The organism is Kitasatospora gansuensis, from assembly GCF_014203705.1.
In the GTDB taxonomy this organism is placed as follows: Bacteria; Actinomycetota; Actinomycetes; order Streptomycetales; family Streptomycetaceae; genus Kitasatospora; species Kitasatospora gansuensis.
Genome location: NZ_JACHJR010000001.1, coordinates 3,595,132 through 3,620,124 on the forward strand (window position 1 = coordinate 3,595,132; position 24,993 = coordinate 3,620,124).

The window sequence follows — 24,993 nt, forward strand, 5'->3', positions numbered from 1 at the left end:
GCAGTACTTGTGAGGCCAACAGACCGTGTGTGCCGAATAGTCAACGTTCCACCCATGAGCAACCGTGTGAGACATTCGCTCACATCCGGCTATGTGCTCCTTAGAAAGGAGGTGATCCAGCCGCACCTTCCGGTACGGCTACCTTGTTACGACTTCGTCCCAATCGCTGGTCCCACCTTCGACGGCTCCTCCCCTTACGGGTTAGGCCACCGGCTTCGGGTGTTACCGACTTTCGTGACGTGACGGGCGGTGTGTACAAGGCCCGGGAACGTATTCACCGCAGCATGCTGATCTGCGATTACTAGCAACTCCAACTTCATGGGGTCGAGTTGCAGACCCCAATCCGAACTGAGGCCGGCTTTTTGGGATTCGCTCCGCCTCGCGGCATCGCAGCCCTTTGTACCGACCATTGTAGCACGTGTGCAGCCCAAGACATAAGGGGCATGATGATTTGACGTCGTCCCCACCTTCCTCCGAGTTGACCCCGGCAGTCTCCTGTGAGTCCCCATCACCCCGAAAGGCATGCTGGCAACACAGAACAAGGGTTGCGCTCGTTGCGGGACTTAACCCAACATCTCACGACACGAGCTGACGACAACCATGCACCACCTGTATACCGACCACAAGGGGGCGACTATCTCTAGCCGTTTCCGGTATATGTCAAGCCTTGGTAAGGTTCTTCGCGTTGCGTCGAATTAAGCCACATGCTCCGCTGCTTGTGCGGGCCCCCGTCAATTCCTTTGAGTTTTAGCCTTGCGGCCGTACTCCCCAGGCGGGGAACTTAATGCGTTAGCTGCGGCACCGACGACGTGGAATGTCGCCAACACCTAGTTCCCAACGTTTACGGCGTGGACTACCAGGGTATCTAATCCTGTTCGCTCCCCACGCTTTCGCTCCTCAGCGTCAGTAATGGCCCAGAGATCCGCCTTCGCCACCGGTGTTCCTCCTGATATCTGCGCATTTCACCGCTACACCAGGAATTCCGATCTCCCCTACCACACTCAAGCCTGCCCGTATCGAATGCAGACCCGGGGTTAAGCCCCGGGCTTTCACAACCGACGCGACAAGCCGCCTACGAGCTCTTTACGCCCAATAATTCCGGACAACGCTCGCACCCTACGTATTACCGCGGCTGCTGGCACGTAGTTAGCCGGTGCTTCTTCTGCAGGTACCGTCACTTGCGCTTCTTCCCTGCTGAAAGAGGTTTACAACCCGAAGGCCGTCATCCCTCACGCGGCGTCGCTGCATCAGGCTTTCGCCCATTGTGCAATATTCCCCACTGCTGCCTCCCGTAGGAGTCTGGGCCGTGTCTCAGTCCCAGTGTGGCCGGTCGCCCTCTCAGGCCGGCTACCCGTCGTCGCCTTGGTAGGCCATTACCCCACCAACAAGCTGATAGGCCGCGGGATCATCCTGCACCGCCGGAGCTTTCCACCAACCCCCATGCAGAGGAAGGTCATATCCGGTATTAGACCTCGTTTCCAAGGCTTGTCCCAGAGTGCAGGGCAGATTTCCCACGTGTTACTCACCCGTTCGCCACTAATCCACTCCGAAGAGCTTCATCGTTCGACTTGCATGTGTTAAGCACGCCGCCAGCGTTCGTCCTGAGCCAGGATCAAACTCTCCGTGAATGTCTGCAGGTAATCCTGCAACCACTTCGGAAGAGCGGCACGGCAACCACCGGAATAGGCGGCCCCGCGCACTGCGTCCTCGCTAGTGTTTTACTTCATAAAGGAATCTCCAACCCCATCAAACGATGAGGCCGGGGATGTCAACATATCTGGCGCTGACTTTTGGCACGCTGTTGAGTTCTCAAGGAACGGACACTTCCTTCGAGCCGCTTATCAGGCGGACCCTCCGGGCGCTTCGTTCTTTCGTGTTCCGAGCTTATCATGTCCGCCGTTCGGCGTTTCCGACTCGCTCTTTCCTTCGGCCTTTCGGCGCTTCCGACTCTATCAGGTTTCCCTGACCGGCCGTTCCGCGCTTCCGGATCCTCAAGAAGCTTGTGCCGTAACCGACCTGACGGCCTGTCCGACGTTTCAAACCTTAGCCGATCCCCGCTTCACAAAGCGAATCCGGCCGCAATCCCTTAAATGTGCACACGCCAATTCGCACTGGGTCGCGACAAAGCACGAGCCAGCTCAAGAAGTGGAGAAGTGGTGTTTCAGGAGATCGGCTACCCCGGGAACGTCCGTGCAGAGCGCGCGTCCGTTTCTCCCTGTCAGGCAGCTCGAAGAACACTAGACCTCCGAAGGGCCCACGTCAACACCAGCTGGAGCGGCCGCCAGCTGGAAGGCCAGCACCGCCACGTCGTCGTCGTGATCGGAGCTGACACCCATCGCCCGCAGCAGGCGCGAGCAGACCACGTCAGGGGTGCCGACGGCGCCGGCCAGGGTGTGGGCGAGCTGGTCGATGCCCTGGTCGATGTCCTCGTCCCGGCGTTCGACCAGGCCGTCCGTATAGAGGACGCCGGTGGTGCCGGGGAGCAGGCGGAGGGTGTGGGAGAGGTGGGTGCCGCCGCCGGTGCCGAGTGGGGGGCCGTTCTGTTCCTCGCCGCGCAGGACGGTGCCGTCGGGGCAGCGGAGCAGGAGGGGGAGGTGGCCGGCCGAGGCGTAGACCAGGGTGCTGGGGGCCGGGTCCCAGACGGCGTAGGTGCAGGTGGCGATCTGGTTGGCGTCGATCTCCATGGCGAGGCCGTCGAGCAGGGTCATCACCTCGTGCGGCGGGAGGTCGAGGCGGGCGTACGCCCGGACCGCCGTGCGGAGCTGGCCCATCACGGCGGCGGCGCGCAGGCCGCGGCCCATCACGTCCCCGATCACCAGGGCGGTCCGGCCGCCGCCGAGGCCGATGACGTCGTACCAGTCGCCGCCGACCGCGGCCTCGGCTCCGCCGGGCTGGTAGGTGGCGGCGACGGTCAGGCCGTCGGGCTGTTCGAGCTTCTGCGGGAGCAGGCTGCGCTGGAGAGTGACGGCGGCGGCGCGGTGCCGGCCCTCGGACTCGCGGAGCCGGGTGGCGGCCTGGACCTGGTCGGTGACCTCGGCGGCGAAGATCAGGACGCCGATCGGCGGGCCCGGCTCCGCGCCGGCGACCGGGTCGGCCTCACTGCCGAGCGGGACGCAGGAGACGTTGTAGTAGCGGTTGCCGCCGAGGCCGAGGATGCACCGGGACTTCACGCTCCGGGGGCGTCCGCTGCGCAGGGCCTGGTCCATCAGCGGGAGCACGCCCATCGCGGCCAGCTCGGGGAGGGCCTCACTGGCGGGCAGTCCGTTGGTGCGGTCGCCGAAGAGTTCGCGGTAGGCGCGATTGGCGTAACCGAGCTGGTGCTGCGGCCCGTAGGTGACGGCGACCGGTGCGGGCAGCCGGCCCAGGACGTTGCGCAGGTCGTACAGCTCGTGGATCTCGCGCAGGTCGAGCAGCGGTCCCGGCCGGGCGGGCTCGCGCGGGCCGGGGACGGTGAACGGGTCGCCGGTCGCGGTGGGCGGGGCGGCGCGCCACGGGGCTCCGGCGAGCCGCGCGCTCCAGCGCATGAGGTTCAAACGACGGCCATTTCTTTGGGGCGGCGAGCTTTGGGGCGGGGACCAGCGGGACGGCGAGCTTCGGGACGGCGAGCTTGCGGACAGCAGAGATCATCTGACGGATCATCACATCGTGTGCCTGGCAAGACACTAGGCGTGATGATCCGGACGGGCTGATCCTGTCAGGCCGGGCCTCGATTCCGAAAGTCGTACGACGATTGCCGTGCGTCCCGGCCAAGTTCCCCGAGCCGTACTCACTGGCGGAACCCCGCCTCGAACTCCGAGCGCGGGTGCTCGACCGTCCCGAGCGAGACCACCTCCCGGCTGAACAGGCCGCCCAGCAGCCAGCCGGTCAGCACCCTGATCCGCCGGTCGGTGCTGGGCAGTCGCCGCAGGTGGCGGGCCCGGTGCAGCCACCAGGCCCGGCGGCCGGTGAGCTGGCCGCGCCGGGTGTGCGCGACGCCGCGGCCGAGACCGAGCGAGGTGGAGCAGCTCAGCCGGTCCGGCAGGTACGGGGCGGGTTCCCGTGCGTCGAGTACGGCGGCCAGGTTCTCGGCCAGCAGGGTGGCCTGGGCCAGGGCGTGCTGGGCGTTCGGCGCGCAGTACGCCCCGGCGCCCGCCGCCGGGTCGGGGACCGCCGCGCAGTCCCCGGCGGACCAGACGTCCGGCAGTGCGGCGCCGTCCGGGCCGATCGCCTGCAGGGTGGGCAGGCAGCGGACCCGGCCGACCCGGTCGAGCGGCAGGTCGGTGTCGCGGAGCAGCGGTGCGGGCCGGACGCCGGCCGTCCAGACCAGGGTGCGGGCGGCGAACCGGCTGCCGTCGGAGAGGCACATCAGCCGATCGGTGGCCGACTCCAGCCTGGTGGAGAGCCGGACGTCGACGCTGCGGTCGCGGAGCTCGGCCAGGGTGTGCGCGGCGAGGTCCGGCGACTCCTCGGGCAGGATCCGGTCGGTGGCCTCGACCAGCACCCACCGCAGGTCGTCGGCCGCCACGTTGTGGTAGCCCTTGGTGGCGTACCTGGCCATGTCCTCCAGCTCGGCGAGCGCGCCGACGCCCGCGTACCCGGCGCCGACGAAGACGAAGGTCAGCGCGGCCTGCCGGAGGGCCGGGTCCCGGGTGGTGGAGGCCAGGTCGAGCTGTTCCAGCACGTGGTTGCGCAGGCTGACCGCCTCGCCGACGGTGGCGAAACCGAGGCCGTGTTCGGCGAGGCCGGGCACGGGGGCCGTCCTGGAGACCGAGCCGGGCGCCACCACCAGGATGTCGTACGGGAGTTCGGCCGGTTCGGGTCGCTCGCCCCGGCTCGCGCCGTCCACCCGGACCAGACGGGCGGCGTGTTCGATCCCGGTGACCCGGGCGGTCAGCACCCGGCAGTGCGGCAGCACCCGGCGCAGCGGGACCACCACGTGTCTGGGATCGATCGAGCCGGCCGCGACCTCGGCCAGCAGGGGCTGGTAGGTCAGGTACGGCTGCGGTTCGACCAGGGTGATCTGCACCCGGCCGTCCCGGAGTTGGGCCTTGAGCAGCTGCTGGAGGCGGAGTGCGGTGGCGGTTCCGGCACAGCCGCCGCCGACGATCAGGATCCTGATGGGGGCGCCTCCTTCCGGTGTGAGCTGGTTCACGCCTCCATGACGCCCTGTCGGGTGGCTTCTTGTCCACAGGCCGTACCGGATCGGGTGGTTCGATCCGGCCGCCGGTGCGTCGGCGGTCCGTCGCCGATACGCCGTCGGAGTGTCGGTTTTGCCGCGAGGGCGGGGTTTCGGTCCACTTCTGCCGCGAACTTCCTTGAACTATGGTCGGATTGTGCGTCGGGCCGGACCGTTGTCCGGCCTGAGCGGTATCTGACTGCGGCAGGGCCAACCGGGGAAGGGTGGTCCACAGCGGCCGCCCGACCGGGGACGGCCCCGTGGGATCGGGCGCGGTGGCGCACCTGGGGGGTGTGCCACGGCCGGACTGTGGCGCCCGGTGCCGGGCACCTGTGGGGGAGGTTGGGATGACGGATCAGGATCAACTACTGGGACTGCCCGTGCCATCGTCGGCGGGCGAGGGCCCGGTCGGCCATGGCGTGGTGCCGGAACAGCGCGGCCCGCTCCAGCGCGAGTCGTACGGTGCTCCCGGGGCGGTCGCCCCGGCGGCTGCGCCGGCGGCCTCGGCGGACGAGCCGGGCGGCACCGCGCGCCTGCGGGTGGACGCCCGGCGGAACCTGGAGAGCGTGCTGCGGGCGGCCCGACAGGTGTTCGGTGAACTCGGCTACGGCGCCCCGATGGAGGAGGTCGCCCGGCGGGCCGGGGTCGGGGTCGGCACGGTCTACCGGCGCTTCCCGAGCAAGGAGGTCCTGGTCCAGCGGATCGCCGCCGAGGAGGTCGCCTGGCTGACGGCCCAGGCGAAGGAGTCGCTGTACGGCGGCGCCGGACCGTGGGAGTCGCTGGCCGGCTACCTCTCCCGGGCGGTCGGCTCCGGCGCCGGACGGCTGCTGCCGCCCTCGGCGTTCCGGTACGCGGACGAGCTGGCCACCTTCCGGGACGCGGCGGACGTACCGCAGGTGCAGGTGCCGGTGCAGCGGGGCTCCGAACCGGTCTGGGACTCGGATCCGCGTCAGTTACTGCACCTGCTGGCCGCGTTGGTCGCTCGGGCGGCGGCTGCGGGTGAACTGCGGCCGGGGGTGACGGTGTCGGATGTGGTGTTGGTGCTGACGGCGGCGGTGCCGGTGCACGCGCGGCCCGTCCGGGCCGAGGGCGACGAGAGTCAACCTCAGGACACCCCGGGCGAGCGGTTGTTGCACATCCTGCTGAACGGCCTCCGCGCGCGCTAGGCACACGCCAGAGTCTCGGCGAAAACTGCGACGGCGTGCGGGTACAGGCGAAAGTGCCTGACCATTCACGCGGCGATCACGCTCCTGAGGTTGGCGTCGCAGTTCCCCGAGCCCCTGACCGTAGGCACTCGGGCAGCCTGGGACGGTGCCCGATCGGGTGGGGTGGGGGTGGAGCGGCTTCACGCCGGGGCTGCACTATGCCAAGCTTTGGCCGTGGTTGGAGCCATTGTCCCGTTGCGCGCCGTTCGCCCGGCCATGTCCGCGCCCCCTGCGGTCCGGCGTACCCAGGTGTCCGGGAGGGCAGGTTGAGCGCCGAGGAGCAGAACGAGCACGGCTACGGTCTCGGTGCGCCCGGCCAGGTGCCGGACCAGGCGGCTGCGCCGAGCCGTGAGTCGCTGACCGGCCGGGTGCCGGGCCAGGCTGCGGCCGGGCACGGCGGGGTGACCCCGGAGGCGTTCGTCGGTGCCGAGGGTGAGCCGCCCGCCCGGCCGCTGGTGCCGGCGCCCGCCGATCCGGTGGACGGTGAACGGCCGCCCTCCGATGCCGAGTTGACGGCCAAGGTGCGGGCAGGTGACGACACCGCGTACGAGGAGATCTACCGGCGGCACGCGGATTCGGTGCGCCGCTACGCCCGGACCTGCTGCCGGGACAGCTTCACCGCCGAGGACCTGGCGGGCGAGGTGTTCGCCCGTACCCTGCAGGCGCTGCGGGCGGGCAAGGGGCCCGAGTTCGCGGTCCGCGCGTACCTGCTGACCGCGGTGCGGAACGTCGCCGCCGCCTGGGCCAGGAGCGAGCGGCGCGAGCAACTGGTGGACGACTTCAGCACGTTCGCGCAGACCTCGGCCGCCACCATCGACCTCGACCTGGCCGATCCCGGGGCGGATGCCTGGGCGATGGCGATGGCCGACCAGCGGATGGTCATGCAGGCGTACGCCGAACTCCCCGAGGACGACCGGGTGGTGCTCTGGCACACCGAGGTCGAGCGGGAGTCGCCGAAGACCGTGGCGGTGATGCTCGGCAAGACCGCCAACGCGACGGCGGTGCAGGCGCACCGGGCCCGCGACCGGCTGGCCGCCGCCTTCCTGCAGGCCCATGTGTCGGGCAGTCAGGAGCGCGACTGCGAGGCGTACGCCAACCGGCTCGGCGCCTACGCCCGCGGTTCGCTGCGCAAGCGGGCCTCGGCGGAGGTCGGGCGGCACGTCCAGGAGTGCGACCGCTGCACGGCGGCCTACCTGGAGCTGACCGAGATCAACACCGGGCTGCGGGCGATCCTGCCCGGCGGGGTGCTGCTCTGGGTCGGTGCCGGGTACTTCACAGTGGCCGCGGCGGCCGTCGGTGCGGGTGCGGTCGGCGCCGGTGCGCTGGCCGGGGCCGGTGCCGCGTCGTCCGGTTCCTCCTCCGGCGGGGGCGGGGCGGTGGCCGGGCAGGGTCTGGGCACCGCGGCGAAGGCCGGGATCGCGGCCGGGATCGCGGTGGCCGCCGCCGCTGTGGCCGCGTACGCGCTGACCGGGGCTCCTGAGCCGAAGCCGCCGGTGGCGGCTCCGGCGGTGTCCGCCCCGGCGGCGCCCAAGCCCGCCCCGGCTCCGCCGACGCCCACCCCGACGCCGGAGCCCGCGCCGGAGCCCGCGCCGGAGCCCGAACCGTCCCCCACGCCGACGCCGGAGCCCACTCCCCCGCCGAAGCCCGCACCGACGCCCACGCCGACCCCGGCCCCCGAGCCTCCGGCCGAGCCGACGCCGGAGCCCACTCCGACGCCGACCCCGCCGGTGATCGAGCTGCCCCCGGTCCCGACACCGCCGCCGGTGCCGACCCCGACGCCCACGCTCCCGACGCCGCCGGTGCCCCCGATGCTGCCGACCGACTTCTGGGCCGACGTGCTGCCGTTCAGCCGGAACGGCACGCACCGTGACCCGCCGTCCGGCCCCACCATCAGGCGCGGCGGGGACCCGGTCTGGCAGCGCTCCGACCTGTGGGTCGGCGGCAGCGGCTACCGGCACGGGCTGAGCGTCAACACCCCGTCCGCCGTGACCATCGACCTGAACCGGACCTGCACGGCCTTCCAGGCGAAGGCCGGGCTGGACGACTTCGGGATCCGGGTCGGCACCGTCCGGTTCCGGGTCGAGGGCGGGGACGGCCAGGTGCTCTGGAGTTCGGGCCGGGTCGGCCCCGGCGACCGCGCGGTGCCGGTCCGGGCGGACCTGACCGGCCAGCGTTCGATCCGACTGGTCGTCACCCCGGACGAGGGCGGCTGGGGCCTGATCAACCTGGCCGACTGGGCGGACGCCCGGGTCACCTGCGTCTGAACGTACTAGTAGTGCTTTGTTAGGTGTCTTGCCAGGTCTGGGGGTTGGTAGTTCTCTGCCTGTATGAGGGCTGGGGAACTTGCGGTGTGGCGGGGCCGGTTGGAGGAGTTCGCGGCTGAGATGTTCGTGCCCTTGGCCCGTTGTGACCAGCGGGCCAAGGGCGGTCTGTATCTGCGGGGGCTGTTGCTGGAGGGCCGGCGCAAGTCAATGCAGCCGATGGCCGAACGCCTTGGGGTGGACCATCAGCGGTTGCAGCAGTTCATGACCTCCTCGACCTGGTCGGCCCGCGAGGTGGGTCTGCGGCTGGCGTGGCGAGCGGTCCGGGCGGTGCGGCCCGAGGTGTGGGCGGTGGACGACACCGGCTTCCCCAAGGACGGCACCGCCTCGCCCGGGGTGGCCAGGCAGTACTCGGGGACGTTGGGAAAGGTCGGCAACTGCCAGATCGGGGTCAGTGTCCACGCCGTCTCCGACACCGCCTCCTGTCCGCTGTCCTGGCGTCTGTTCCTGCCCCAGTCCTGGGACGGGCCCCAGGCCGAAGCCCGGCGGGCGGCGTGCCGCATCCCCGACGACGTGCGCCACCAGCCGAAATGGCGCCTGGCGTTGGACATGCTGGACGAGCTCGCCGGCACGGGGCTGCGACCCGCGGTGGTGGTCGCGGATGCCGCCTACGGCGCGAACGCCGATTTCCGCCGCGGTCTCGAGGACCGCTCGCTGGCTTATGTGCTGCAGGCCAAGGGCGAGATGACCGCCTACCGCCAGGACGAGGAACCCCATCAGCCGGCCTATGGCGGTCTGGGCCCGCGGCCGCTGCCCCGCTACCGCACCCGTCCACTGGCCTTGCGTGAGCACGCGCTCGCCGCCGGGCGCCGAGCCGGGCGGAGCATCACCTGGCGCAAGGGCTCGAAGGCGGCGATGAGTTCGCACTTCGTCCTGCTGAAAGTCCGCCTGGCCGGACGGCGTCCCAAGCCCGCCGCCGACGGCACGATCCCGCTCACCTGGCTGATCGCGCAGTGGCCCGACGGCGAGAGGGAGCCGGTGAAGTACTGGATCTCCAACCTGCCTGCCGACATCCCCGCCAAGGACCTCGTCCGCCTCGCCAAGTCACGCTGGCGGATCGAACACGACTACCGGGAGCTGAAGACCCGTCTGGGCCTGGACCACTTCGAGGGCCGCTCCTTCACTGGCTGGCACCGCCACGTCACCCTCGTCAGCGCCGCCCACCTCTTCCTCACCGAACAGCGCACCCACCCAAAAGCCCTGTCCAGGGCCTGACCTTCTATCAGACCCTGGACCTCCTCCAGCACCTCATCGCCACCTGGACCGGCCACTGCCCCACCTGCCGACAACCCACCCCCTGGCAGCCCTACGACACCACCTAACAAAGCACTACTAGGGCCTGTCTGACCATTCGCGTCGGATCAGGCCGGGTCGTTCGGTGCGTGCGCTCGGCGTGCGGCCGGGGCGCCCTCGTAGCGGAGCTACTTGGGTGTTTCGGCCGTGCGGCGAGCGTGCGTGCCGGGCGGGCCGGACCCGGCGGGAATGGTCAGACAGGCCCTGGCCCCGGACCGTTGACCGGCCCGGGGCACCTCCGATGATCCGTCAGACGGCGCAGGCGCCGTCCGCGCAGCTGTCCCCGTGCGGGGCCTCGGGCTCGGCGGCGGTCTCGGCCGCGACCTGCTCCAGCACCCGGAGGAAGGTGTCCGCCTCCTGGCCGCCCTGGACGGCCCACTTGCCCTCGAAGACGAAGGTGGGGACGGCCGTGATGCCGATCTCCCGGCCCTCGGCGAGCTGCGCCTGAACGGCGTCCGTGCCCTCGTCACCGGCCAGGTAGGCGGTCACCCGGTCGCGGTCGAGACCGGCGGCCACCGCGATCTCGGTGAGCTGCGTCCGGTCGCCGACGTCCACGCCCCGGCTGAAGTGCGCGGTCAGCAGCGCCTCCTTCAGCACGCCCTGCACCGCCGCGCCGTACTCGCTCTCGGCCAGGTGCAGCAGCCGGTGGCCGAGGAAGGTGTTGGCGTGCAGCGCGGTGTCGAAGTCGAAGTCGATGCCCTCGCCCTTGCCCAGCTCGGTCACCCGGGCGTCCATCGCCACCGACTGCGGCCCGTACCGGTCGGCCAGCCAGGCCCGGTGCGGGGTCGCGGTCTCGGGCGCGTCCGGCACCAGCTGGTACGGGCGGTAGACCACCTCGACGCCGTCCTTGCCCGCGAACCGGTCGAGGGCCTGCTCGAAGCGGCGCTTACCGACGAAGCACCACGGGCATGCGACGTCCGACCAGATCTCGACCTTCATGACGGTGACTCTCCTGCTCTCGGGGCCTCGGGGGACTGACTGGTGAACCCTCAACAATCAGCCCTGATTCCCGGCCGCCGTCGGCTGTGACCGCAGACACCCAGGTCGCCGGAGGGCCTCAGTGGGCGGGCGGAGCCGGGACCACCAGGACCGGGCAGGCCGCGTGGTGCACGGCGGCGGTGCTGACCGAGCCGAGCAGCAGGCGGCTGAAGCCGCCGTTGCCCCGGGTGCCCACCACCAGGGTGTGCTGGCCGCGGGTGCAGCGGAGCAGGACCTCGATCACGTTGCCGAGCACCACGTGCAGGGCCAGCTCGCCCTGGTACGGCCGGCCGCGGGCCTGCTGGACGGTGGTCACCGCCCGGCGCAGGCCGTCCGCCATGCTGGCCGACAGGCGTTCGATGCTCTCCTGCACCAGTTCGATCATCCCCGGCGGGTAGCCGGTCGGGGACGGGTTGACCACCGCGAGCACGTACAGCGGCAGGCCGAAGAGTTCGGCCTCGGCCATCGCCCGGTCGAGCGCCCAGAGCGACCCGTCCGAACCGTCGCAAGCGGCCAGCACCCCCGGCGGATCGGCGGCCGGCAACTCCCCGAACACCGGCAGCACCTCGGGCGCGACGACCTTCTCTGAGCTGGACACGCCCCCATGATGACCCGTCAGATCCCACCATCCGGTGAGGACGCGCGCGGGCTCAGGCCGGGCGGGCCAGGGCCGGGCGGTCCGGCGTGGGCAGGCCGGTCCAGCAGGAGCCGTGCCGGCGGGCCAGGATGCGGCGGAGCCAGAGCTCGGTGGCGACCAGCTCAGCCAGGCCGGCCACCGTCCCCGGCAGCGGCTCGGCCGTCGGGTCGGTGGCCTCGGCGAGGGCGGCCCGGACGGCGGGCAGGTCGATCAGCCCGGCCTCGGCCAACAGGGGGGCGCGGAACAGTTCGGCCAGGCCGTCGGCGGCGAGCCGCAGTCCGTCCCGGTCCGGGCCCTGGCGGTCCGGACGGGCGGCCCGGCCCCAGTCGGGCGGCAGGTCGGCGCGGGAGGCGCCGGTCAGCACCGCCCGCAGCAGCGCGTGCCGGGCGCCGGGCTGGAGCCGGGTCTCGACCGGGAGCATCCGGGCCGCGCGCACCACCTGGTTGTCCAGGAACGGCGCGTGCAGCCGCTGGCCGCGCTGCTCGGCGGCGTGCAGCAGGGTGCGGTACTCGGCCGCGTGCCGGTGCAGCGCGTACCTGGCCCGGCGGGCACCGGGCGGTTCGGCCGGGGCCGGGCTGCGGGCCGCCAGCCGGAGCCGGAGGGCGACGGCGGAGAGCGCGTCGTCCGACAGCCAGCGGGCGGCGGGGCCCGGCACGCACCAGGACAGTTCGGCCGCCGAGACCTCACCGAGGCTGCGCCCGGCCGGACCGTGACGGGCCGTCAGCCGGACGGCCGCGTCGTCCAGGGCCTCCGCGTACCGGGCGCGGGCCAGCCGGTGCGCGGCGCGCCAGACCGTCAGGGGCGTGCGCAGGGTGTCCAGTACGCCGGTGGCCGCCGCCCGTTCGGCCCCGGTCAGCGCGGCCACCGGGGCGGCCAGCCGCCGGGCCCGCCCGGCCCGGACCAGGTCCGCCAGCCGGGCCGGGTGACCGTCCAGCACCTGGCGGGCGCCGTAGCCGGTGAGGTGGTCGGCACCGCCCGCGCTCAGCCGGCTGCCGATCCGGGCCGCCGCCACCAGCGCCGTCCCCGGCTCGTCGGTGAGCGGCCCCGCGGGCAGCTCCGCCCCCGGGTCGGCCAGCTCGGCGTACGGGAGGGTGGACGGCAGCACCAGGTGCCGCAGCCGGGGCAGTTCGGCCACGGTGGCGGCCGGGCCCTCCGCCGACTCCCGGACGGTCACGGCGGTGAGCGTCTCGGGACCGGCGGCCGCCCGGCGGTCGGGGCGGGCCCAGGACCCCTTCACCGCACCGGTCCGGGGAGCCGACGGGGCCTCAGGATCCGGCCGGTCGGCGCTCGGTGGGGCCGGGGCGATCGGTACGGCGGCGGCCAGCAGCGCCACGGTGGCGGAGGCGGTGCCGTACGACAGGTCGACGCCGAGCCGCGGCCGGTCGGTGGAGCCACCGGGGGCGCGCACCCGGCAGCGGACGGACTCCAGCAGCGCGCGGGTCAGTTCGCGCACCGCGGGCGCCTCCTCGCGCTCGAAGGGTGCGCCGCCGCGCTCCGGCTCGTACGCGGAGACGTGCGCGCGCCCGTTCCGCACCCCGAGCAGATGGCCGGGGGCCACCCGCTGCACGCCCAGGTACGGCGATCCCGAGCCGACCGCCTCGGGTGACTCCGGGCAGGCCAGCCGGGCGGCCAGATGCCCGGTGTCCAGCGGGGCCCCGACCAGGTCGGCGAGCGGGAGCGCGGCCGTCGCGTACGCCGTGCCGCCCGCCCACGGGGTGTGGAACACCGGCAGCACCCCGGCCAGGTCGGTGAGCAGCACCGTGCTGCGGGGACCGGTGCGGAGCACCACGGTGTAGCTGCCCGGCCAGGTGGTGAGGTGGCGCACCGCACCGCCCCTGGCGGTGGCCAGGCCGGCCGCGAGCTCCGGGTCCGACGCACCGCAGCGGCCGAGCACGGCCAGTCGCACGGTGCCCGGCTGGTCCGACGCCTCGTCAGGTACGTCCGGCCCCGGCGGTCCGGTGGTCACCGTGGCCGGCGCTCCCGGCCGCAGCGTCACCAGCCGGATCTCGTCCGGACGCCAGTCCCCCACTGCCCACAACGGACTGGGCCCCGGCCACAACGTGACAGCCGCCAACGGACGGACGGTCCCGCCCCCCGGCAGCGCCGTGCCCGGGCACCAGCCCGTGAGCCACCGCATCGTGCCTCCGCTCCGCCGCGACACCTGCCGTACGGAGGCCATCGTGCCACCGGATGACCGAAGTTGGAGCACATGCTTCGGAAGACACCAGGGGCTCGGGGAACGGCGACGCCGGCCACGGGACGGGGGCAAAGTGCGGGAGTGGTCAACCCCGGGCGCGGCTCAGGGTTCAGGCGAAAGTGCCTGACCATCTACGCAGCGATCACGCACCGGAGGTTGGCGTCGCAGTTCCCCGAGCCCCTGGCTGGCGCGTGTGCCTAAGAACAGCAGGGCGGGCCGGGCCTCCCCCTCCGTGGCCCGGGCCGCCCCGGTGGGTGCGGTTCGGCTGGCATGGACATCGCCGGATGGCCGAAAGGTGTCGCACAGCCCGGGAGGGCATCCGCATGCCCTCCCGGACCCCACCACCGCCCGCGGGGATGTAGGCAGCGGTGTCCCCCGGCCCGCCGGGTCCTCGACGACGGGCCGACCCACAGCCTCCAGCGAATCGCCGACCTGCCGATCGGGCCAGGGAGCACGGCCGGGCGCACGTCTGCACCCGACCGGAGCACGCCGGTCCGCCGCGCCCCCGGTGGCTCGGGCCCGCCCGCGCGCCATCCCGTCCGGGACTCGTTGAGCGGCACGCGATCCCGCCATCCGGAATCCGGACTCTTAACCCTCGGAACCCGGACGACTACGCTAGGTGCAACAGTGGCTCGCGCCGGGGCTCGGCAAAAGGCCCGCCACCCCGTCCGCCACCGATCACGATCAAGCCAACTGCCCGGGCACACCGGCCACCAACCAGGCTGACCCGCCCACACCGAGAACCGCCGGACATCGCCAGGGGGTGCCGCAGCCACCATGACCGTCAGCTCACGAGGGCCGAACGAACGGCTCGGCACGCTTCTCGGCCTGGCCCAGATCAGCAACGCGGGCCTGGCCAGGCGGGTCAACGACCTGGGCGCCCAGCGCGGCCTGACGCTCCGTTACGACAAGACCTCGGTGGCCCGCTGGGTCGGCAAGGGCATGATCCCGCAGGGTCCGGTGCCGCACCTGATCGCGACCGCGATCGGCAGCAAGCTGGGCCGCCCGGTGCCGCTGGACGAGATCGGGCTCGGCGACACCGACCCGGCGCCCGAACTCGGCCTGGCGTTCCCGCGCGAGGTGCCGGCCGCGGTCCGTTCGGCCACCGACCTCTGGCGGGTCGACCTGGAGCTGCGGCGGGGGCCCGGCGGCGGGCGCTGGAGCGACAGTCTGGCGGGCACCTTCTCGGTCGCCGCGTACGCGACGCCGGTCTCCCGCTGGCTGATCACCCCGGCCGACGGTTCGGTGGCCCGGGGCGAGCCCGCGCCCGACCTGAGCGGCTACCGGGTCGGCCACTCGGATGCCGCCAAGCTCCGCGAGGCGGCCCAGGAGGCGCGGCGCTGGGACTCCAAGTACGGCGGCGGGGACTGGCGTTCGTCGATGGTGCCGGAGTGCCTGCGGGTGGAGGCGGCACCGCTGCTGCTCGGCTCGTACAGCGACGCGGTGGGCCGCGCGCTGTTCGGCGCGACGGCCGAACTCACCCGGCTGGCCGGGTGGATGGCGTTCGACACCGGTCAGCACGAGGCCGCCCAGCGCTACTACATCCAGGCCCTCCGGCTGGCCCGGGCCGCGGCCGACGTACCGCTCGGCGGCTACGTGCTCGCCTCGATGAGCCTGCAGGCCTGCTACCGGGGTTTCGCCGAGGAGGCGGTCGACCTGGCCCAGGCCGCCCTGGAGCGGAACCGGGGCCTGGCCACCACCCGGACGATGAGCTTCTTCCACCTGGTGGAGGCCCGGGCGCACGCCAGGAACGGCAACGCCCCGGCCTGCGCGACGGCGCTGTCCGCCGCGGAGAGCGCACTCGAACGGGCCCGCGCCGGTGACTCCGACCCGCCCTGGATCGACTTCTACGCCTACGACCGCCTGGCCGCCGACGCCGCCGAGTGCTTCCGCGACCTCGGCGAGCCCAGCAAGGTCCGGCAGTTCACCCGCGAGGCACTGGCCCGCCCGACCGAGGGCTACGTCCGCTCACACGGCTTACGGCTGTTCGTCTCCGCGATGGCCGAGGCGGAGGCGGGCGACCTGGACGCCGCCGTCGCCGCCGGCGAACGCGCGGTGGAAGTGGCCGGCCGGATCTCCTCGCAGCGCAGCCGGGAGTACGTCCGCGAGCTGCTCCGCCGACTGGAGCCGTTCCAGGAGGAGCGCCGGGTCCAGGAGTTGACCGAACGGGCCCGGCTGGTGCTGGTCGCGCCGGTTTAGACCCTCCGGCAATTGGGGGGTGGGTGAAGGAGCGGCGTTGGGGTGCGTGCCTCGGCAGCGCCGAGGAGGGAGTCCATGCGGAGCATCGGCGACCGACGAGAAGCCGGCGAGGTGCGTGCCCCGACGCCGCGACGCCGCCCCCTAATTGCCGGAGGGTCTAAATTCGGATGCCCCGCCGGAGCGCACCGGCTACTGTCACGACTCGCGTCCCCGATGCGCTCGGCCTCCGGTTACTTCACCTGAGAATGCATCACCCCAACACACCGGTCGGTCACTTCTGATCTCGGGGACGCTCCGTCGGCTTGCCCGATGCGCGGTTCGGCTCCTGCGGTGAAACGCCCTCGTGGCACCTCGACACCTGCTGCCACCGCTCCGGGCCGCACTCCCCACCGTCCAGCCCAGCAGGGGGACATCTGCATTGCGGTTCAACCGCCAACAGGCCAAGACCGATATCAGGACCGAGATCCACACCGATCTCCCGGAGCGGTTCCGGCTCGAGCTCCGCCCGGCGGACTCGTCCCACCCGGGCTGGCCGAAGGCCCTTCCCCCGCCGCCCGTCATCACCCGGCCCGCCGTCGTCCACCCGCCGGGCAGCCCCCTGCCCAACCACGAGGGTGGCACCGGGTACGTCCGGGAGCCGAAGGCCGAGCTGTTCCTGCTGGCCGCGGCCAATTTCGTCGGGCAACGCTCGTTCTACGAGAGCGCCGAGGCGCGCGACGACCGGTACTCCGCGCTGGTCCGCCGACTCGCCGTCAGTGACCCCGAGTGGACCCTCGGCCTGCTCCGCTGGCTGCGCCAGGACGCCCAGTTGCGTACCGCCGCACTGGTGGGCGCCGCCGAGTTCGCCCGGGCCCGGCTGACGGCCGGTGCCCGGGGCCACTCCCGGCAGGCGATCGACGCCGTCCTGCAACGGGCCGACGAGCCCGGCGAGTTGCTCGCCTACTGGACCACCCGATACGGCCGCTCGCTGCCGTCACCGGTCAAGCGGGGGATCGCCGACGCCGTCCGCCGGCTCTACACCGGCCGGGCCCTGCTCAAGTACGACACCCTCTCGAAGGACTACCGCTTCGGCGACGTCCTGGAACTGACCCACCCGGCGCCGGATCCCGGGAAGCCCTGGCAGGCCGGGCTGTTCCGGCACGCCCTCGACCGCCGGCACCGGGCGGACCGCGCCACTCCCCCGGCCGACGACCGACTGCTGCTCGCCCGGCACGAGTTGAGCACCGTCCCGGTCGCCGACCGCCGCGCGCTGGTCACCGGGCCCGGTGGTGCGGAGCGGCTGGTGGCGGCCGGGATGACCTGGGAGGCGCTGGCGGGCTGGTTGCAGGGGCCGCTGGACGCCGCCGTCTGGGCCGCCGTCATCCCGTCGATGGGTCCGATGGCCCTGGTCCGCAACCTGCGGAACTTCGACCGGGCGGGCCTCGACGACGAGCCGGCCGCCGAGGTGGCCCGACGGATCGGCGACCCGGCCGAGGTGGCCCGGTCCCGGCAGTTCCCGTTCCGCTACCTGGCCGCGTACCGCAACGCGCCGTCGGCCCGCTGGAAGCCCGCCCTGGAACTCGCGCTCCGCCATTCGCTCGCCAACGTGCCCGAACTCCCCGGCCGGACCCTGGTCCTGGTGGACCGCTCGGGCTCGATGTTCGACCAGCCGAGCGGACGGACCCAGCTCAACCGGGCCGACTCGGCGGCGATCTTCGGTACGGCACTCAAGGTCCGGGCCGCCGACGCCGACCTGGTCCAATTCGGCACCGGCAGCCGGGTGGTGACCGTCCAGGAAGGTGAACCGGTGCTCCGGGTGGTCGGCCGGTTCGGCATGCTCGGCGGTACCGACACCGCCGGTGCGATCCGGAAGCACTACCAGGACCACGACCGGGTGGTGGTGATCACCGACGAACAGGCCCACCCGGGCGCCCCGGTCTTCGGCCCCGTCCCGGAGCAGGTCCCCGTCTACACCTGGAACCTGGCGGGCTACCAGGCCGGCCACGCCTCGAGCGGGCCGAACCGGTACACCTTCGGCGGCCTGAGCGACGCCGCGTTCCGGCTGATCCCGCTGCTGGAGGCGGGCGCGGACACGGCCTGGCCGTGGGAAGTTCCCACCCCGGCCGACGCGGAGCCCTAGCATCGCCCTGGGATCTCGGGGTCGGCGAAGGGGCGGACGTGGTCGAGGAGTTCGACGTCGTGGTGGTCGGCGGAGGGATCGTCGGGCTGTCCACGGCGTACGCGTTGACGGTGGCCAGGCCCGGGGTGCGGGTGGCGGTGCTGGAGAAGGAGCCGGACTTCGCCGCCCATCAGACCGGCCGGAACAGCGGCGTCATCCACAGCGGGGTGTACTACCGCCCCGGTTCGCTCAAGGCCAGGTACGCCACGGCGGGCGCCGCCGAGATGGTGGAGTTCTGCCGCGCGCAGGACATTCCGTACGAGGTCACCGGCAAGCTCATCGTGGCCACCGGGGAGAGCGAACTCCCGCGCCTGCACGCCCTGGCGGAGCGCGGCCGGGAGAACGGCATCCCGGTCACCGAGCTCGGCCCGGCCGGGATCACCGAGTACGAGCCCGAGGTCACCGGCCTGGCCGGGCTGCACATCGGGACCACCGGCATCTGCGACTATCCCGCGGTGGCCCGGCGCTACGCCCGACTGGCCGAGCAGGCCGGGGCGGTGCTGCTCACCGGCACCGCGCTGCGGGCCGTGCACCGCCGCCCGGACGGGCTGACCCTGCACGCCGGGGACCGCGAACTCCGGACCGGCGTGCTGGTGAACTGCGCGGGTCTGCACAGCGACCGGATCGCCCGGCTGGCCGGCGACGACCCCGGGGTGCGGATCGTGCCGTTCCGCGGCGAGTACTACGAACTCACCAAGGAGAAGCGCGAGTTGGTGCGCGGCCTGGTCTACCCGGTGCCGGACCCGGCCTTCCCGTTCCTCGGCGTCCACCTCACCCGGGGCATCCACGGCGACGTGCACGTCGGGCCGAACGCCGTCCCCGCGCTGGCCCGCGAGGGCTACGACTGGCGCACCGTCAGGTTCGGCGACCTGGCCGAGACGGTCCGCTTCCCCGGCACCTGGCGGATCGCCCGGCGGCACTGGCGGTACGAGCTGGGCGAGTTGCACCGCTCGCTGTCCAAGCGGGCCTTCACCACGGCCGTACGGCGCCTGCTGCCCGCCGTGACCGCCGCCGACCTGGTGCCCGCCACCGCCGGGGTGCGGGCGCAGGCGGTGGCGGCGGACGGGACGCTGCTGGACGACTTCGCCTTCGCGGGCTTCGACCCGGCCGACCCGGGGTCGACCCGGCGGATGGTGCACGTGCTGAACGCCCCCTCCCCGGCCGCCACCGCCTCGCTGGCGATCGGCCGCGAGGTGGCCCGGCGCGGGCTCGCGGCCCTGGCCGCGGGTGGCTGAGAGCGCGGCACCGGCCCCAGCCGGCCCTTCGGACGGCCTCCCGTAGACTTGGCCGATTGTGACTGCCACCGCCCCCAGCCCCCAGCCGTCCCCGTCCGCGCGCCTGTCCGCGGCGCCCGCCGGATACCCCGCGCCGATGTACCCGCACCGGGCCACCGAGGCCCAGCACCGCGAGCACCGGATCCGCAGCTTCCAGCCCCGCCGGGGCCGGATGACCCCCGCCCAGGCGGGCGCGCTGGACCGGGGCTGGGAGCGGTACGGCCTGGCCATCGACGGCAGCCCGCTGGACCTGGCGGAGCTGTTCGGCGGCCTGCCGGTGACGCTGGAGATCGGCTTCGGGATGGGCGAGACGACGGCCGCGATGGCGGCCGCCGACCCCTCGATGGGCATCCTGGCGGCCGACGTGCACACCCCGGGCCACGGCAACCTGCTCCAGCTGCTGGAGCGCACCGACTCGCGCAACGTCCGCCCGGCCGCCGGGGACGCGGTGATCCTGCTCCGCGACATGCTGCCGGACGCCTCACTGGCCGGGCTCCGGGTGTACTTCGCCGACCCGTGGCCGAAGCCGAAGCACCACAAGCGCCGCCTGGTCCAGGAGTCCTTCCTCGACCTGGTGCTGCCCCGGCTGGCCCCGGGCGCGCTGGTGCACTGCGCCACCGACTGGGAGCCGTACGCCGAGCAGATGCTGGCCGTGCTCTCCGCCTCGCCCGAGCTGACGAACCTGCACCCCGAGGGTGACGGCTCCGACTGGCTGGAGCCCGCCGAACACCCGGCCGGCACCGTGCCCGGCTACGCGCCCCGCCCGGAGTGGCGGCCGGTCACCAAGTTCGAACGGGCCGGGATCGCCAAGGGCCACGTCGTGCACGACCTGCTGTTCCGGCGCCGCTGACCGCACCGGTCCGGGCCCGGCTGACGCCCTATCACACCGGGTGATCCATTCGGTGCGGATCGTTCCGACACCTCCCGTCGGGGCGAGCGGTTCCCCTACCCTGGCCGCGTGAGCAGTCCGCCCAGTGGCGGCCCGTACCCCCACACCCCGGCCCCGGCCGGGGAACGCGCCACCACCGTCGACCCGCCCACCCGCACCGCCGGCACCCGGACCATCCCGGGGCCCCGGGTGCGGCGGGCGGGCCCGTTGCTGTCCTGGCACCCGTACGTTCGCGCCGAGGACCTGCTCCGCCGTGCCCGGTCGCTGCGCTACCCGGCGCTCTCCTCCGCACTGGCCGCCCTCGCGCTGGCGGGCTGCGGGGTGCTGATCCTGCAGCTGGTGCACCGGCAGACCGGGACCACCGGGCTGCTGGTCGGCCTCGGCCTCGCGCTGCTCCCGCTCCCGTTCGTGCTGGGCGCGCTCGCCTGGCTGAACCAGACCGCCCGGGTACCGCTCCGGCACACCCTGTTCTGCCTGGCCTGGGGCGCCTGCGCGGCCACCACGGTGGCCATCCTGGCCAACGGCTGGGCCAGTGACTTCCTGATCGCCCGTCAGGGCAGTGCCCGGGGCGAGACGCTGCTCGCCGACTTCGCCACCCCGCTGATCGAGGAGAGCGCGAAGGGCGCGGCGCTGCTGATGCTGCTGCTGCCGGTCCGCCGCCGGCTCCGCTGCCACGTGCAGCGGATCTGCGCGGTGCCGCTCCGGCACCGGCCGGCGTCCGGACCGCGGGCGGCCCGGACCGGGCGGCCGTACCGGCGGCCGTCGGGCCGGCCCCGGCTGCGCCCGCTCCCGTACTTCCGCCGCCCGCCGCGCGCCCGCACGCACACCCGGGCCCGGTCCAGCCCCCGCACGCTCTCCGCCGGGGTGGTCCTGGGCGGGGTGACCGCCTGCGGCTTCGCCTTCACCGAGAACGCGCTCTACCTCGGCCGGGCCTTCACCGACGACCAGCAGAGCCGGCTGGACAGCATCGGCCTGGGCGCCGCCCCGAGCCTGCGCGACTTCGACTCCACCGTGCACACCTTCGTGCTGCGCGGCCTGCTCTCGCCGTTCGCGCACCCGCTCTTCACCGCCCTCGCCGGGCTCGGCATCGCGATCAGCCTGACCACCGGTCGGCACTGGCTGGCCCGGCTGGCCGCGCCCGTCGGGCTGCTGCTCTCGATGGCGGTGCACGGGTGCTGGAACGCCGCCGCCGGTCTGGGCACCAACGGATTCCTGCTGTTCTACGCGGCGCTGATGGTGCCCTGTTTCGCGGCCCTGGTCTGCTTCGCGTTCTGGGCCAGGACCAGGGCCAGAGCCGCCCGGCACCGCCCCGCCACGGCCTGAACCGAAAGCGATTTCCCTTTCGCCGGGCAGTCACGTAGTGTCGTGTTTACCGACGCGGGGTGGAGCAGCTCGGTAGCTCGCTGGGCTCATAACCCAGAGGTCGCAGGTTCAAATCCTGTCCCCGCTACTCAGTAGCACAGAAGGCCCGGCAGACACCGTCTGCCGGGCCTTCTGCCATCCCGGGCACGTCCGGAACAGCCCGTACGGAAACCGATTTCCCTTTCACGCAGGACTCACGTAGTGTCGTGTTTACCGACGCGGGGTGGAGCAGCTCGGTAGCTCGCTGGGCTCATAACCCAGAGGTCGCAGGTTCAAATCCTGTCCCCGCTACTCAGTAGCACAGAAGGCCCGGCAGACATCGTCTGCCGGGCCTTCTGCCGTCCCCGGGCGTTCACCGACCGGTCAGCCCGGGCGCCCCTAGGCTCGATCGACCCGGCGCACACGCTGGCGCTGTACAAGCTGGCAGCCGAGCGAGGCGCTGCTGACGGCACGAGCGCTGAACACCCGTCCCGAATAAATCCGTTGTGGCCTCCGGGAGCGCTGCCTACAGTGGGCAGCACACTGAAAGGAGGTGATCCTGAGTTGAGTTCCATCAGGATGTGTGAGGTGGCTGCTCGCTAGAGCCGCCCCTGCCTGTGCAGTAGTGAGGCCGGTACCAGCCTCCGGCGGCAGGCTAATTCCCAGCAGTCACCCGGCCCGTGGGTTCACCGGAGACATCCCCGGTGCCTCGGCGGCCCGCCCTCTTCGGGGGCGGCCCGCGAGGAGCAGACCCACGGGCCGTCTGCATGTCCGGGTCCGGCGGGCCATGATGTGCGCTGGGGGTGAGCGGCGATGGCGGAACAGCGGGTGTCGCGCCAGGAGTTGATCCGGCGCAGGCGGCGGGGCGGGTTCGTCGGACGGCGGGCCGAGCTGGCCGCGTTCCGGGAGAACCTCGACCGCGATCCGGCCGAGGAGGCGTACCAGTTCCTGTTCCACGTCCGGGGCAACGCGGGCGTCGGCAAGACCTCGCTGCTGCGGCAGCTGGAGGCGGTCGCCCGGGAGCGGGACGCGGTCACCGCGTACCTGGACGACGACGTGCACAGCGCGGTCGAGGCGATGGCGGCGATCAGTGCCCAGTGCGAGCGGCAGGGGCGGCCGTTGAAGCGGTTCGACCGGCTGCTGGCCACCTACCGGCAGCGGCGGCACGAGGCGGAGAGCGCTCCGGTCGGCCAGTCGGACGGGGAGCCCTCGGTGGCGGGCACGCTGGCGGCCCAGGTCGGTCTGGCCGGGCTCGGCGCGGTGCCTGTCGTGGGCGCGCTGGCCGGCGCGGTGGACCCGCAGCAGGTGGCGCTCGGCGCGGACCGGCTGCGCGGGCTGCTGAGCGCGCGGCTGCGCAGCCACGACGACGTGCAGCTGGTGCTGACCCCGGTCCCGCTGCTGACGCCGGTGTTCCTCGCCGATCTGACCGAACTGGCCAGGCAGCGGCCCTGGGTGGTGCTGTTCTTCGACACGTACGAGCGGACCGCGCCGGTGCTGGACGGCTGGCTGCGGGAGCTGCTGGTGGACGGCGGGCACGGCGAGCTGCCGCTGAACGTGCTGGTGGTGCTGGCCGGGCAGCGGCGGCTGGACCCGGGGGTCTGGGCCGGTGCGCTGGACCTGGTGGCCGAGCTGCCGTTGGAGGTGTTCACCGAGACCGAGGCGCGGCAGCTGCTGACGGCCCGGGGGATCACCGACGAGCGGGTGACCGGCACGGTGCTGCGGCTGGCGGGCGGGCTGCCGGTGCTGCTGGACACCCTGGCCCAGGCCCGGCCGTCGGGCCCGGAGGCGGTGCAGGACCCGTCGGGCACCGCCGTGGAGCGGTTCCTGCGCTGGGAGGGCGACCCGCAGCGGCGGGCGGCCGCGCTGGCCTGCGCGCTGCCGCTCCAGCTCGACCAGGACGTCTACGGGGTGCTGGCCGAGGGCGACCACTACGCCTGGCTGCGCGCCCTGCCGTTCGTCAACGAGCAGGCGGGAAAGGCCCGTTACCACGACGTGGTGCGGACCTCGATGCTCCGCCTGCAGCGCACCCGGTCGCCGCAGGGCTGGCGCGAGCAGCACACCGCGCTGGCCGAGGCGTTCGGCCGCTGGCGGTCGGCGCTGGAGCGGGATCTGCCCCGGGACGGGCGCTGGGAGGACGGGGCGTGGCTGGAGTACCGGCTGAGCGAGACCTACCACCGGCTCTGCGCCAATCCGCACCAGGCGCTGCCCGGCGCCCTGGTGGAGCTGGTCGAGGCCTGCGCGAGCGGTGACTCGGCCTGCCGGCGGGCGGCCCGGACGGTCGTCCAGGCCGCCCGGGACACCGAGGCGGAGCCGCTCGGCCCCTGGGGCGAGCTGCTCGCCGGGCTGGACGACAGCCCCGAACTCACGGTGCTCACCCTGCTGTTGACCCAGCCCGGACTGCCCGCCGAACACCGGGCGGCCTGCTTCCTGGCCCGGGCCGACCGGCACCAGCTCGGCGGCGACCACCCGGCGGCCGCCGGTGACTGCTCGGCGGCGCTCGCGCTCGACCCGGAGTCCGTCCGGGCCTTCGCGACCCGGGCCCGGAGCCGGCAGGCCCTGAAGCAGCAGCCGGAGGCGCTGGCCGACTGCGACCGCGCCGTCGAACTCGCGCCCGAGCAGGGCGCGTTGCTGGTCCAGCGCGGCCGGCTGCTGCGGACCATGGGCCGATTCGAGGACGCCCTGCGCGACCTGGACCGGGCGGTCGCCCTCGACCCGTCGGACTGGCACCACCGGGCCGAACGCGGCGAGGCCTACCGCCTGGTCGACCGCCCGGCCGAGGCGCTGGCCGAGCTCACCCGGGCCACCGAGCTGAACGGCGCGGAGGCCTGGCCGCTGGCCAGCCGGGGCTGGGTGCTGCACCAGCTCGGCCGGGGCGAGGAGGCGCTGGCCGACCTGGACCGCTCGCTCGACCTGGACCCGCACCAGCCGTGGGCGCTCACCCGCCGGGCCGAACTGCACCGCAGGGCGGGCCGGTTCGACGCGGCGCTGACCGACCTGGACCTGGCCGTCGCGCTCTCCCCGACCTGGCAGTGGGTGGTCGCCGAACGCGGCGAGACCCACCGGGTGATGGGCCGTCACCCCCAAGCGCTGGCCGACTTCTCCCGGGCGATCGAGCTCAGCCCGGCGTACGCCTGGGCCCTGGTCCGCCGGGGCCAGACCCACGAGCTGCTCGGGCAGCACCGGGAGGCGGCCGCCGACTTCACCGAGGCGCTGCGGATCGACCGGGACCTGACGGAGCGGATGCTGACCAGCGCGCACCGTCAACTCGGCAGTTTCCGAGTCCAGTTGGGGACCGGACGAGCCGGGGGCCTGCCCGGAGCGTGACGGGTCCGCTACGGTGGCAGCG

Annotated in this window: 13 protein-coding genes, 2 tRNA genes, 1 rRNA gene and 1 pseudogene; 11 read left to right on the forward strand and 6 right to left on the reverse strand. The window is 73.0% G+C overall.

Features of this window, described 5'->3' with window-relative positions; genetic code table 11:
- Positions 1-104: 104 nt before the first annotated feature.
- The 3 genes and pseudogenes from F4556_RS15705 to F4556_RS15715 all read right to left on the reverse strand — a co-directional run bounded on the left by F4556_RS15705 (position 105) and on the right by F4556_RS15715 (position 5,131).
- Positions 105-1,628: ribosomal RNA gene (locus F4556_RS15705) — 16S ribosomal RNA — on the reverse strand.
- Between the two features lie 657 nt (positions 1,629-2,285).
- Positions 2,286-3,533 (reverse strand): annotated as a pseudogene (locus tag F4556_RS15710) (PP2C family protein-serine/threonine phosphatase); the annotation flags it as partial.
- A 233-nt stretch (positions 3,534-3,766) separates the two neighbouring features.
- Entirely contained in the window at positions 3,767-5,131 is a 1,365-nt protein-coding gene (locus F4556_RS15715) for an NAD(P)/FAD-dependent oxidoreductase (RefSeq protein ID WP_184915837.1), read from the reverse strand.
- Between the two features lie 371 nt (positions 5,132-5,502).
- Here F4556_RS15715 and F4556_RS15720 point away from each other — a divergent pair, with 371 nt between their 5' ends.
- The 3 genes from F4556_RS15720 to F4556_RS15730 all read left to right on the forward strand — a co-directional run bounded on the left by F4556_RS15720 (position 5,503) and on the right by F4556_RS15730 (position 9,896).
- On the forward strand, positions 5,503-6,321 hold the full coding sequence (locus F4556_RS15720; protein ID WP_184915840.1) for a TetR/AcrR family transcriptional regulator: 819 nt from the start codon (positions 5,503-5,505) through the stop codon (positions 6,319-6,321).
- Between the two features lie 305 nt (positions 6,322-6,626).
- Entirely contained in the window at positions 6,627-8,624 is a 1,998-nt protein-coding gene (locus F4556_RS15725) for a sigma-70 family RNA polymerase sigma factor (RefSeq protein WP_246511028.1), read from the forward strand.
- 63 nt (positions 8,625-8,687) lie between these two features.
- Positions 8,688-9,896 (forward strand): IS701 family transposase, encoded by a 1,209-nt coding sequence (locus F4556_RS15730; protein ID WP_184915846.1) that lies wholly within the window; start codon positions 8,688-8,690, stop codon positions 9,894-9,896.
- Between the two features lie 327 nt (positions 9,897-10,223).
- Here the strand turns inward: F4556_RS15730 and F4556_RS15735 are convergent, their stop codons facing one another.
- The 3 genes from F4556_RS15735 to F4556_RS15745 all read right to left on the reverse strand — a co-directional run bounded on the left by F4556_RS15735 (position 10,224) and on the right by F4556_RS15745 (position 13,618).
- Positions 10,224-10,913 (reverse strand): DsbA family oxidoreductase, encoded by a 690-nt coding sequence (locus tag F4556_RS15735; protein WP_184915849.1) that lies wholly within the window; start codon positions 10,911-10,913, stop codon positions 10,224-10,226.
- Between the two features lie 118 nt (positions 10,914-11,031).
- Positions 11,032-11,550, reverse strand: coding sequence for a universal stress protein (locus F4556_RS15740; RefSeq protein WP_184915852.1), 519 nt, complete (start codon positions 11,548-11,550; stop codon positions 11,032-11,034).
- Positions 11,551-11,602: 52 nt separating this feature from the next.
- Complete coding sequence (locus F4556_RS15745) at positions 11,603-13,618, reverse strand: asparagine synthase-related protein (protein ID WP_313068318.1); 2,016 nt, start codon at positions 13,616-13,618, stop codon at positions 11,603-11,605.
- 945 nt (positions 13,619-14,563) lie between these two features.
- Between F4556_RS15745 and F4556_RS15750 the strand changes: the two genes are divergently transcribed.
- The 8 genes from F4556_RS15750 to F4556_RS15785 all read left to right on the forward strand — a co-directional run bounded on the left by F4556_RS15750 (position 14,564) and on the right by F4556_RS15785 (position 24,971).
- Positions 14,564-15,985 (forward strand): NsdA family TPR-like regulatory protein, encoded by a 1,422-nt coding sequence (locus F4556_RS15750; RefSeq protein ID WP_184915858.1) that lies wholly within the window; start codon positions 14,564-14,566, stop codon positions 15,983-15,985.
- A 559-nt stretch (positions 15,986-16,544) separates the two neighbouring features.
- The gene (locus F4556_RS15755) at positions 16,545-18,104 is read left to right on the forward strand and encodes a TROVE domain-containing protein (protein WP_313069215.1); all 1,560 of its coding nucleotides are present in this window, start codon (positions 16,545-16,547) and stop codon (positions 18,102-18,104) included.
- A gap of 38 nt (positions 18,105-18,142) precedes the next feature.
- Positions 18,143-19,378, forward strand: a complete 1,236-nt coding sequence (gene lhgD, locus F4556_RS15760) for an L-2-hydroxyglutarate dehydrogenase (protein ID WP_184915860.1) — start codon at positions 18,143-18,145, stop codon at positions 19,376-19,378.
- A 58-nt stretch (positions 19,379-19,436) separates the two neighbouring features.
- Positions 19,437-20,267 (forward strand): tRNA (guanosine(46)-N7)-methyltransferase TrmB, encoded by an 831-nt coding sequence (gene trmB / locus F4556_RS15765; protein WP_344371839.1) that lies wholly within the window; start codon positions 19,437-19,439, stop codon positions 20,265-20,267.
- A 108-nt stretch (positions 20,268-20,375) separates the two neighbouring features.
- Positions 20,376-21,629 (forward strand): PrsW family intramembrane metalloprotease, encoded by a 1,254-nt coding sequence (locus F4556_RS15770; RefSeq protein ID WP_184915866.1) that lies wholly within the window; start codon positions 20,376-20,378, stop codon positions 21,627-21,629.
- Positions 21,630-21,682: 53 nt separating this feature from the next.
- Positions 21,683-21,756 (forward strand) — tRNA-Met (locus F4556_RS15775).
- A 129-nt stretch (positions 21,757-21,885) separates the two neighbouring features.
- A tRNA-Met gene (locus tag F4556_RS15780) sits at positions 21,886-21,959 on the forward strand.
- A 501-nt stretch (positions 21,960-22,460) separates the two neighbouring features.
- Positions 22,461-24,971 carry a tetratricopeptide repeat protein gene (locus tag F4556_RS15785; protein ID WP_184915869.1) on the forward strand — a complete coding sequence of 837 codons (2,511 nt, stop codon included), beginning with the start codon at positions 22,461-22,463 and terminating at the stop codon, positions 24,969-24,971.
- The last annotated feature ends 22 nt before the right edge of the window (positions 24,972-24,993 follow it).